General features: G+C 41.4%; 9 protein-coding genes. All 9 read left to right on the top strand.

Translation table 11 applies throughout. The annotated features are described in order from the left end of the window. Positions 1 to 98: 98 nt before the first annotated feature. The 9 genes from WKF66_RS18670 (at position 99) to treS (ending at position 12244) form a co-directional block, all read left to right on the top strand. A complete protein-coding gene (locus tag WKF66_RS18670; protein WP_489676006.1) occupies positions 99 to 473 on the top strand; it encodes a hypothetical protein in 375 nt (124 codons plus the stop codon). Between the two features lie 43 nt (positions 474 to 516). Continuing rightward, the gene (locus WKF66_RS18665) at positions 517 to 1362 is read left to right on the top strand and encodes a hypothetical protein (protein ID WP_489676005.1); all 846 of its coding nucleotides are present in this window, start codon (positions 517 to 519) and stop codon (positions 1360 to 1362) included. A 5-nt stretch (positions 1363 to 1367) separates the two neighbouring features. Beyond that, positions 1368 to 2042 carry a response regulator transcription factor gene (locus WKF66_RS18660; RefSeq protein ID WP_489676004.1) on the top strand — a complete coding sequence of 225 codons (675 nt, stop codon included), beginning with the start codon at positions 1368 to 1370 and terminating at the stop codon, positions 2040 to 2042. 1 nt (position 2043) lies between these two features. Then, the gene (locus WKF66_RS18655; RefSeq protein ID WP_489676003.1) at positions 2044 to 3360 is read left to right on the top strand and encodes a sensor histidine kinase; all 1317 of its coding nucleotides are present in this window, start codon (positions 2044 to 2046) and stop codon (positions 3358 to 3360) included. A 241-nt stretch (positions 3361 to 3601) separates the two neighbouring features. Then, positions 3602 to 4159, top strand: coding sequence for a hypothetical protein (locus WKF66_RS18650; RefSeq protein WP_489676002.1), 558 nt, complete (start codon positions 3602 to 3604; stop codon positions 4157 to 4159). Positions 4160 to 4254: 95 nt separating this feature from the next. Continuing rightward, positions 4255 to 4569: a DUF6660 family protein gene (locus tag WKF66_RS18645; protein WP_489676001.1), complete on the top strand. Its 315-nt coding sequence runs from the start codon at positions 4255 to 4257 to the stop codon at positions 4567 to 4569. A 73-nt stretch (positions 4570 to 4642) separates the two neighbouring features. Beyond that, complete coding sequence (locus WKF66_RS18640; protein WP_489676000.1) at positions 4643 to 6820, top strand: TonB-dependent receptor; 2178 nt, start codon at positions 4643 to 4645, stop codon at positions 6818 to 6820. A 120-nt stretch (positions 6821 to 6940) separates the two neighbouring features. After that, positions 6941 to 8887, top strand: a complete 1947-nt coding sequence (locus WKF66_RS18635) for an alpha-1,4-glucan--maltose-1-phosphate maltosyltransferase (RefSeq protein WP_489675999.1) — start codon at positions 6941 to 6943, stop codon at positions 8885 to 8887. 15 nt (positions 8888 to 8902) lie between these two features. Beyond that, positions 8903 to 12244 (top strand): maltose alpha-D-glucosyltransferase, encoded by a 3342-nt coding sequence (gene treS / locus WKF66_RS18630; RefSeq protein ID WP_489675998.1) that lies wholly within the window; start codon positions 8903 to 8905, stop codon positions 12242 to 12244. The last annotated feature ends 1 nt before the right edge of the window (position 12245 follow it).

Genomic DNA, 12245 nt, shown 5'->3' with positions numbered 1-12245 from the left:
GCGAACATGAAGCGTACATGAAATTGTAGATTTATTTAGGCCCGGAATTTCATCTGAATTTCATGTTGAGGGCTGAGATTTGTTTATATATTTATCCCATGCGCAGATCATTCATTTTTAGAACATGTTTATTTTTCCTGTTGTTCTCAGCGGTTTGCTTACCTCTATCGGCGAATTTGCTTCGCTTCGCTCCTAGTAACGTTCCAGTGTACCAACAAGACGATCAAAAGCAAGAGGATAAAAAGCAGGACCGCAAAAAGAAAGAGCAGAAAAAGCCTGAAAGCAAGAAATCAGACTTAAAAGACGTCGCCGAAAAACCGAATACTGATAAGTCAAACGTAGAAAATCTGGATAAACCAGACATTAAAGAAGTACCTAAATCAAGGAAACAATCCAGGCCAGCGGTAGTCTCCAAGCCAAATGTGAAAATAAAACCAATCAAAATCATGCGGCCTAAGATAAAAAAGCCTTAAATTATAACCATTAGCAGTTTGCTAATACACCTAACCATTATAAATGAGATCTAAATTGCTTTTCCTTTGTATGTGCCTCAGTACAACCAGGATCATGGCACAGGAAGAAGTTACTGAAAAAAAGACTACTATAACCGCTGCCGTACTATACAGCAGCAACATCAACTACTATGGCCAGTCAACAAATGAAAAGTTGCCTTATCTCCTTGCAAACGCGACATTGCGAATTCCCATAGGGATCTCTTTTTCTGCCGGCTCCTATAAACTGCTCAATTATGGTTCAGGATTGTCGGAAACCGACCTCGGACTGGGCTACGATTACGATCTCAATGAACACCTTTCCCTGGGGGCATCATACACGCATTCCTTTTTTCCAAGCAATTCGCCGCTTCTGCAGGCGTCAAATACCAATAATGTAAATTTGTACGCCAGCTATTCAATGCCAATCTTCAAAAGCGTATTCAATGCCGATTATGCATTCGGACAGCAGAACGACGTTTTTCTCAGCCTGACTAATTCAAAGGAAATCACTTTAGGCAATTTTTTTAGCGATAAGAATATTTTTTACATCGAGCCAGCAATAGAACTGGTAGCAGGTACAAGGCGTTTTTATGAAAGCTACGCAGTCAGCAAAGGAAAGCGTGATAAAACAAATGGTAAAGCGCCTCAGTTACCCGGTAATTCAGGGTCCGCCGCCACCAGCACAACTATCGTCGAGTCCAGCGGCTTCAATATATTATCCTATAATTTCAAGTTTCCCTTAAGCTTCAGCAGGGCAAATTATGTTGCTGAGCTGAACTATCAATTTTCTATATTGGGACCTAAGGCCGAAGAGGAGCTTGAAAAACAGCAGTCCTATTTTGGTATAGCATTTTACTACCAGTTCTAAATCCTATGAAAGTATTAATTGTTGAAGATGAGAAAACTTTGGCTTACGAGTTGGAAGCTTTTCTGAAAAAAAGCTTTTATGTGTGCGACCTAGCTCATTCTTTCAAATCAGGACTGGAGCAGCTGGAAATGAACAAATACGATTTCATCCTTATTGATTTAGGCCTGCCGGATGGCGATGGTTTAGATATTCTAAAGCATGCAAAAAAGACCAATCCAGATGCCGCCTATCTAATTCTCACTGCGAGGACAAACCTGAAAGACCGAATAAGCGGACTGGACCTGGGCGCTGATGATTACCTCGCAAAGCCTTTTTATTTAATGGAACTACAGTCGCGTATGCAAGCTATAGCCCGCCGGAAGTTCCACATCACCGAAGAATTGATTGCCGTTGGCGAATTTCATATTGACCTGCAAAAACGTCAGGTCATTTGTGCCGGGCAGTCCATTGAATTTTCGCGAAAGGAATTCGATCTCTTAAGCTATCTGCTCCTGCACAAGAACAGGGTGCTAACACGTGTACAGCTTAGTGAGCATATATGGGGTACGTTTGTAAATGACGATTACGATTCCAATTATATCGATGCCCACATCAAGAACATCCGTAAAAAACTCAATGCCTGTGCCAGTACCGAGTGGCTGGAGACTGTTAGAGGGGTAGGTTACAGGATTAAAAAATAACATGAAGCTTTCTACTAAACTCACTCTTTTCCTCACCGGCTCAAAGTTGGTCATAGTGCTGCTTTTTGTAGCAGCCTTACCAATCCTTGTAAAAGAAATCGCTTCCAGCTATACCAACTACACTCTGAAGCAGCAGCGCCAAAAGGTCTTATCCATTGTGAAGAAAAACGGACTCGACCATTATTTGCAGGGCGATGAAAATTATGGTAGCTATACCCTACTTAAAGAAGAGTTCATTGCATTTTCGCCTGTGGACCTGGGTATCAAATTAGATACCATTAAAAATGAACAGCGGGTTATAGAAGGTGACACCCTTAACTACCGTGAGCTGCTGTATACCTTTAAAGATAAGAACAAGAACTATCTGCTCGAAATCGCGAAAACGACTACGAGTATCAATCAATACAACAGACTTCTGCAGCGATTTGCCTTATATGTTCTGGTGTCACTTGTTGTTTTAACCGTGCTAATCGACCTTACCTTCATACGGGTTATCGTCAGACCCCTGGCCAGTATCATCAAGACCAGACTGATCAATAGGCAGTTTCCCTTCCGGGTTGAGGGCAAGCCCGTTCGGACCAGTACTACCGACTTTAAATATCTGGATGAATCGCTGGTACTTTTAATGGGCCAAATCAATGAAGCCTTTTACAAAGAGCGGGAATTTACGTCTAATGCGTCACATGAGCTGATGACACCGATCAGCATTTTACAAAACAAGATGGAGAACTTTCTGGCAGAAGAAGGGCTCAAAGAAGAACATGCCGTCGCGGTTGTAGAAATGATGAAAACCGTAGACAGACTAAAAAAGATCACCGGTTCTTTATTGCTGATATCCAGGATCGAAAATGAGCAGTATATAAGGAAAGAACAGGTGAAGGTACTTGACCTTCTTGAAGAAATCGCCGATGAGATCAGGCATCGGCTGGAAGAGAAAAATATCACTATATCCTTAAAAATCCGTGAAGGTTTCGTACTTGAAAATGTCAATAGGGACCTCATGTTTCAGCTATTCTTTAACCTGATTCATAACGCAATCAAATTTAACCGACAGGACGGAACTATTTCAGTAGTAGCGGACAGGGCTGAGAACGGCCACTACCAAATGCAAGTAAGCGATACAGGAATCGGTATCCCCGAAGCTGACCTCCCATTTATCTTTAACCGTTTCATGAAAACAAATTTGAATTCACAGGTGGGTTATGGACTAGGCTTGTCCATAGTCAAAAGCATAGCAGTTTACCACCGGGTTCAAATTTCAGTAACATCGGTACCAGGAGAGGGAACAACTTTTAAGTTGGTCTTTCCGAACTCTTAGCCCTCTCTGGTTACTTCCGTCTAAGTAGTAAGTATAGCTAAGCGGATGGTTAATCGATTAATTAGCTAAATAGACCCTCAGCGGTATGGTAATGCTGGACAGTATAGGTATTCCAAGATCATTGGGAAATCAAGTGACTAGCTTTTACGATTTATTTACAACATTTACATTTTTATTTACAATCTAAATCCCTCCATCCGGAAAGTATCAACCTAGATTCGCTGAACTAATTTGAAAGGATATGAAACAAATGAAAAAAGCCATCTATGTGCTGATTTTACCAATGATCGCGGTGAGCGGGCTAGTATTTGCTTATGGTGCAATTAAAAACGAAACTAAGGTTTCACTACGGCCATTGTCTATGGCTGATAAAAAAGCTCGTTTGGAAGGAAGGAAAAAATGGGAGGCCTCACCGGACGGTATAGCGTTCAAAAAATGGGAGGTTTCTCCTAAAGGTAAAACGGTGCATGCCAGTCATAATAAAATAAAGAGCTACATAAAGGCTTTCAAGAATATGGAAGCCACGGTTACCTCTGTCTCTTTTCAGCGCTCAAATGCGAAAATTTCAGGACCAAAATGGCTTATAGTTAGAATTAATGGCGAAGAATACATGATGCAATTCAATCTTGAAGAATTTCAACAGTTAAGTAGCCTGAAAGTTAATGACAAAATAATTGTAAGAAGCCACAGCGCAGGGTACTCGCCTAATCATCCATATTTGATTGTATCGGGCGACTATATTGAGCGAAACAATGAAGTGCTGTTTAAACGTGACTTTAGCAAAAATAACGGTTGCTGAGGGTAAGTGGATGGAGATTTGTGCATGCTTATTCATCTTGACTCAATCTATGCGAAGTCACTATGATATAAGTTGGGATTGCTATCTTTGCAAAGATGAAAGTAATCGCCATTTTCATGACTATACTATTATTCCTTTCAGGATTTGATCTCTGCAAGGATGATTTTGTTATGAATGTTGATTCCAAAGAAAAGACAGGACTTGGACAGACAGATGCAGATGGCAAGGGTAAACATGAGGTTTGCAGCCCTTTTTGCCAATGTGCCCATTGTCCTTTTTCGATTCTGGCTCCTCAAAAGCAGTTTGTTACTTTAGCTTATAGGGCGTTAAAGTTAAGCTTTCCGCACAGCATTTCAGGCAATCCAACCGGAATTAGTCATTCGGTGTGGCAACCACCAAAGGTTGCCTAGCATTTTTACTGACATTACTATCCGATTTCTTTGTCCATGCTTTTAAAGCAGGAATAACCTTAATTTATTTTCAATGAAAAGATACCTTTTTCTTTTTGTTGCAATGGCATTGTCGATGACTGCCATTGCGCAAAATAACATCACAATAATTCTAAAAGATGCTAAATCCAAGGACGCCCTTATAGGTGCAACTGTAACGATGATCGATATAAAAAAGGCATCATCAACAGATGCCAATGGTAAGGTGACATTTTCCGATATCCCTGACGGTCTTCATTTCATTGAATATCGATTTGTAGGCTATACTTCGAAAGTAGATAGCCTTAAATTCCCTTTAGCCAACAATAATCCTATTGTGATCTTATTACAAGCAGCAGATGGTGAAGACCTTGACGAGGTTGTCGTTTCCTCTACACGGAGCAGCCGCACAATTGCTAATATTCCTACCCGTGTTGAGGTAATAGCAGGTGAAGAGCTCGACGAAAAGGCAAACATGAAACCAGGCGACATCCGCATGGTGCTCAGTGAAAGTACAGGTATCCAAACCCAGCAAACTTCTGCAACAAGTGCCAATGCTTCTATACGCATTCAAGGACTTGATGGGCGTTATACTCAAATCCTTAAAGATGGCTTTCCCTTATTCTCGGGCGCAGCAAGCGGACTCGGGTTACTGCAAACTCCTCCTCTTGACTTAAAACAGGTAGAGGTAATTAAAGGATCATCGTCTACACTATATGGGGGCGGTGCTATTGCAGGTTTAGTGAACCTCATTAGTAAAACGCCGGGTGAAGAGAGGGAACTAAACATACACCTTAATGGTACTTCGGCAGGAGGGTTAGATCTTAACGGTTTTTACGGGCAAAGATTTGGAAAAGCAGGTCTAACCGTATTTGCTTCAAGAAATAGCAACGAAGCCTATGCCCCGGGGAAAGTAGACTTCACAGCGATTCCTGAGTTTACACGCTACACTTTCAATCCCAAGCTCTTTCTGTATTTCAATGATAAGACCACACTAAATTTCGGCATCAATAGCAGTTTTGAAAATCGAACCGGTGGTGCTCGGCTTTACTTTGAAGACGACGGGGATGCGGACAATAGTTTTTTTGAACAGAATAAGTCAGACAGGGTGTCAAGCCAGTTCTCTCTAAATCATAAAATAGGGGAAAACTCAGAGATAAACATTCGCAACAGCCTGAGTTATTTCAATCGGGAAATAGTCATTCCTGGTTATCTCTTTGATGGAAGTCAGTATGGAACCTTCTCCGAAGTCAACTTTTTGACCGGTAATGATAAGACAGAATGGGTTGCAGGATTAAACTTGTGGACTGACCAGTTCAAGGAAAATGAGCAGACAGCAGTACCATTAAGGAATTATAATCAAACTACTTTTGGTGCTTTTATTCAAAATAATCTTCATGTTGCCAAGTGGCTTGAACTGGAAGCAGGATTAAGAGGGGATTATATTGTGGATTATGGCTTTGCCGTGCTTCCCAGGGTTTCGGCTTTGTTTAAAATAAGCGAAAAAGTAAATTCACGGATTGGTGGAGGACTGGGATATAAAACGCCTACCATATTTACTGAAGAGAGTGAGCGAATCCAGTATCAACTTGTCCTTCCCATTTCCAGCACGGGAAACAAGTTAGAAAGAAGCTATGGGACGAATTGGGACATCACTTATCGGACAACCTTATTTGATGATCAGATTGGCTTTAGCATCAATCACCTGTTTTTCTATACTTTCCTTAATAACCCTTTAACGATGATGCAGGAGCCTTCAAATGAATATCGGTTTGTAAATTCACCCGGTCACATGGATAGTAAGGGCATGGAGACGAATGTCAAGTTAACGTACGAGGATTTTAAGCTTTTTATCGGATATAGCCTTACAGATGCAAAGTTCCATGTAGGAGATATCCTTTGGCAAAATCCCTTAACAGCTAAACACCGCTTGAATAACGTACTTATGTATGAAGTTGAGGATAAGTGGAAACTTGGCGCCGAAGCCTATTATTACAGCAAGCAAACGCTTAATGATAGTGCAACAGGTAAACCCTACTGGATTTTTGGATTTATGGCTGAAAAACTATGGGAGCGATTTTCTGTATATATCAACTTTGAAAACTTTACTGATACCAGGCAGACCCGTTTTGATAACATCTACACAGGAAGTATTTCAAATCCAGTATTCCGGGATATTTATGCACCCCTGGATGGTTTCGTTATTAATGGAGGCTTAAAAATAAGGCTTTAAAAATTATTAAAGGGCAACTTGTGTAAAGGATAAAACAACTATTGATTTCTTATTGATAAAACAACATGGTAGCACGACTGTTAATTAACTGTCAGTACATACCTAGTATATTATCACTATATGATCAATTTTAAGGGCAAACAAAGAGTTGTAATCAGTCATGTATCTCCCGAAATTGACAACGGTCAGTTTCCCGGGAAAACGGCAGTAAATGAGACCATCATTATTTCAGCCGATATTTATAGCGATGGCCACGATGAACTGTCGGCCAGCGTTTATATCAGAAAAGTAAGTCAGAAAAAGTGGACGGAGATCCCTCTGAAATTCATCAGCAATGACCATTGGACCATCAATCTAATACCTGATCAGGTTGGCATTTATGAATTTAGGATAGAAGCCTGGATTGATCATTATAAGACCTGGAAGCACGGATTAGTTAAGAAAAAGGGAGCAGGGCAGGATATTACGGTTGAATTGCAGATTGGAGCGCAGTTGATAAAAGATGCCGAGGTCAATTTGAAGCTACCGAAACTAGCACAATGGCATGCCAGCTTATTAGACTCAACTAAACAGGAGCAGGCTTATGACCTCGCGATCAGTGATGAAGTTGCAGAAATCATGTACAAGTACCGCATTTCTGAGCAAATCACCGTTTATCCGCGGACATTAAAGATAGAAGTAGAAAGAAAAAGAGCCGCATATAGTACTTGGTACGAATTGTTTCCACGCTCAACTGCACTTGAAGGCCGGGATCATGGTACGTTTAATGATGTTATACCAATATTGCCAAGGATAGCCAAACTGGGCTTTGATGTGTTGTATTTTCCACCTATACATCCTATTGGTGAAAAAAACCGCAAGGGAAAGAACAACAGTTTAACTGCTTTAGAGACCGATCCCGGTTCACCCTGGGCTATAGGAAACCGACTGGGCGGCCACAAAGCAATTCATCCCGCCTTGGGGACTTTAAAGGACTTTAAAAAGCTATTACAAGAAGCAAACAGGCATGGCATCGAAATAGCGATGGATATAGCCTATCAATGTGCCCCAGATCATCCATATGTGAAGGAGCATCCACAATGGTTTAAATGGCGTCCGGACGGTACAGTGCAGTACGCTGAAAATCCGCCTAAAAGATATGAAGATATATTGCCGTTTAACTTCGAGACGGATGACTGGGAAAACCTGTGGAAAGAACTTAAAAGTGTTATTGACTATTGGGTCGATGCCGGCGTTACCATCTTCAGGATAGATAACCCGCATACCAAAGCCTTCCGTTTCTGGGAATGGATGATCGCTGAAGTGAGAAAAGCCCACCCTGAAGTGTTGTTTTTGGCGGAAGCGTTTACTCGTCCGCGCATTATGGAAAGATTAGGGAAAGCCGGCTTTAACCAATCTTACACCTACTTTACCTGGCGCAACACCAAGAAGGAGTTGGAGGAATACATGACTCAGCTTACCAAAACTGATCAGCGCTACTATTTCCGACCTAACTTCTGGCCAAACACACCTGATATATTACCACCGGAACTTACTTTAGGTGGCGAAAATGCGCACATTATGCGCGTAATACTGGCGGCAACCCTTTCTTCTAATTATGGCATCTATGGTCCGGTTTATGAATTTGGTATCAATCAGCCTCATGGAGCTAAAGAAGAATATGTTGACAACGAGAAATACGAAATAAAACACTGGGACTGGGAAGCTACCACCCGGATCGGCGAAATCATCACACGCGTTAACCGCATACGTAAAGAGAATGCAGCGCTGCAAAGCACCTGGAACATCGAACTTGCCGAAAGCGATAACGACCAGATCATCTGCTACGCCAAGAAAGATCAGCAAACCAGTAATCTGCTGGTCATCGTTGTAAACCTGGATGTTTTCAATTCCCAAAGCGGACATGTCAGAATTCCTTTGGAACGCTTAAACCTGCCTTCGTTAACCAATTTCAAAGTGACTGATTTGCTCAGTGGCGAAACCTACGAATGGAATAGTGACTGGAACTATGTGCAATTAGATCCTCATCGCATGCCCGCTCACATTTTTAAAGTTGAACACTTATAAACTACTCCTAAACATATGCCCGAAAAAAAAGTAATTCTAGACGATAAGTTACACTGGTATAAAGATGCCATCATATACGAAGTTCACATTAAAGCTTTTAACGACAGCAATAGCGATGGTATTGGTGATTTTGAAGGCTTAATGCAAAAGCTGGACTATTTGCAGGACCTCGGCATCACGGCCATCTGGTTGCTGCCATTCTACCCTTCGCCACTCCGAGATGATGGTTATGATATCGCTGACTATTACAATATTAACCCGTCCTACGGGACAATTGCCCAGTTTCGTAAATTTTTAAAAGAGGCCCACCTACGTGGCTTGAAAGTAATTACAGAATTAGTAATCAACCATACTTCTGATCAGCATCCTTGGTTTCAACGTGCACGTAAAGCGCCTAAGGGCTCAGACATGCGGAACTATTATGTCTGGACTGATGATCCAGATGATTTTAAGGACGCCCGTATCATCTTTCAAGATTATGAAACCTCTAACTGGACTTGGGATCCAATAGCACAACAATATTACTGGCACCGCTTTTTTCATCACCAGCCAGATCTGAATTATGACAGTCCTTTAGTACAAGAGGAAGTATTTAAAATCATGGATTACTGGTGTAAAATGGGTGTTGATGGTTTCAGACTGGATGCTGTGCCTTATCTGTTTGAACGGAATGGTACCAACTGCGAGAACTTACCAGAAACGCACGACTATTTAAAAAAACTGCGGAAATATATTGATGACCGTTATCCTGGTACTTTGTTATTAGCTGAGGCCAATATGTGGCCAGAGGATTCGGCAGCATATTTTGGTGATGGCGATGAGTGCCAGATGAACTATCACTTCCCTGTAATGCCACGTATGTTTATGGCGTTGCAGATGGAGGACCGGTATCCTTTAACCGATATTTTCGACCAGACGCCTGAAATTCCAGAAACTTGTCAATGGGCCATTTTCTTACGTAACCATGATGAGTTGACGCTTGAAATGGTAACTGACGAAGAGCGCGATTATATGTATAAGGCATATGTGAAAGATCCTAAGGCACGTATCAACCTTGGTATCAGACACAGGCTAGCTCCGTTGTTGGAGAACAACCGTAAGAAAATAGAGTTACTAAACACGCTATTGTTTAGCCTTCCTGGTACTCCTGTATTATATTACGGGGACGAAATCGGCATGGGTGATAATTTTTATTTAGGTGATAGGGATGGTGTGCGTACGCCGATGCAATGGAGCTCTGACCGTAACGGTGGCTTCTCGCAGGCTAATCCGCAGCAGTTGTATCTGCCACTTATACTAGATCCACAATTCCATTTTGAATCTGTTAACGTAGAGCTGCAGTCGCGTAATACTTCATCCTTACTCTGGTGGATGAAACGAATGATTAGCACCCGCAAGAAGTATAAAGCTTTTGGTCGTGGCGATATGAAATTTATCCAGTCAGAAAATTCTAAAGTATTGTCGTTTACCCGTACCTACGAAGATGAGGTGATGTTGATCGTAGCTAATCTCTCCCGGTACACACAGGCTGCAGAGATCGATCTGGAAGCTTTTAAAGGGTATGTTCCGGTAGAATTAATAAGCCGCAACCGTTTCCCTGCTGTCAAAGAAGAAGTCCCTTATTTTTTCACGCTTGATGCTTATTCTTGTCAAACGTTTCTGTTAGAAAAAGTGGTTGCCGAAGTAGAGAGTGATCAGGTATTACAGACCGTCAACCTTAAAAAATGGGACGATATTGTGGCTCGGCCAAAATTAGAAATACTTGAAAATAAAGTACTTGCTAATTACATCATGCGTCTGCGTTGGTTTGGTGGCAAGGGTCGTGGTATGGAGAATATTCGTGTCGTAAGTCATGCAGTTATTCCTCTGGAAGAAAATAGCATTATCATTTTATTACTGGAGGTGTCTTACCGTGATGGCTTGCCTGATATGTATCAACTTCCTGTTGCTTATGCCAAAGGTGAAGTTGGAGCTAAGTTGAAGGAAAGCTGTGCACAATCGGTAATATCTTTGTTAGATGTTGATGGCGAAGAGGGTATATTATATGATGCCATCTATGGATTAGATTATCAACAGGCGATTATTGAGCATATGGCCAACAATCATCATGTAGAATTGCCGCATGGCGAACTGGTATTTACTGGGAACGAGGATCTAAAACAACATGTTGCCGAGCAGGAAAAGATCCGTCCAAAAGTACTAGCTGCAGAACAAAGCAATACTTCTATTACTTATGATAATGCTTTTTTCCTTAAAATTTATCGGAAGGTTGATCAAGCTATCAATCCGGACGTCGAGATTAACCAGTTTTTAACGCAGGATGGAAGATTTAAAAATATCCCTGCTTATATTGGTAATATTGAATGGCGCTTGCCTAACCGCGAACCAATGGTGTTGGGTATGATGCAAGAGATGGCAAAAAGCACCAGTGACGGATGGACTTATGTATTGGATCGTCTGGATAATTACAACGAGAAAGCTTTGTCGCACATACACTCTAGTTCGCTTGATACGGCCACAACCGGTGATTTAACCACGCCAATGGCTTATGAGGAGGTGCCAGATGAGATAAAAGGTCTGCTTGAAGGGACTGATGCGGAGTTAATACGCTTACTGGGTGTTCGCACGGGTGAACTGCACATAGCGCTTTCATCAGATAAGGATTCGGCCGCATTTAAGTCGGAAGATTATACCTTGCATTACCAGCGATCTCTATTTTCTTCATTGCAATCATTAGTGCGTGTAGCGTTTCAGAGCCTGACACGTAATATGAAGAACCTACCTGATAAGGTTAAAGCTGAAGCTCAGGAAGTGTTAGATATGAAAGATGAGATATTGCAAGTATTGAAGCAGATTTATGATCACAAAATTGAGGTGACGAAGATTCGGATCCATGGTGATTACCATTTGGGTCAGGTATTGTTTACAGGTAAAGACTTTTTAATCCTTGATTTTGAAGGAGAACCTGCACGCAGCTATAGTGAACGGAGATTGAAATATTCTGCATTGCGCGATGTTGCAGGAATGATCCGGTCATTTCATTATGCCGCTTATGGCAGCTTGTTTCTCGATAACCAGATTCGCGAAGAAGATGTTGATAAGCTGATCCCATATGTAGAACAGTGGTATCATTATATGAGTGGATTCTTTATGAAAGCATATTTAGATACCGTTGATGGTTTACCTTTTGTTCCTAAGGAAAGCGCAGATTTACAATTGATGATGCAGACCTTTCTTCTACAAAAAGCAGTTTATGAATTAAATTATGAATTGAACAACCGACCAGCTTGGGTAACTGTGCCATTGAGAGGGATTAAGTCAATTATAGAAGCAAGCAGACAAAACAAGGTACAATAAC

This window comes from Pedobacter sp., assembly GCF_037719805.1.
In the GTDB taxonomy this organism is placed as follows: Bacteria; Bacteroidota; Bacteroidia; order Sphingobacteriales; family Sphingobacteriaceae; genus Pedobacter.
This window is presented reverse-complemented; position numbering and strand designations above follow the sequence as displayed.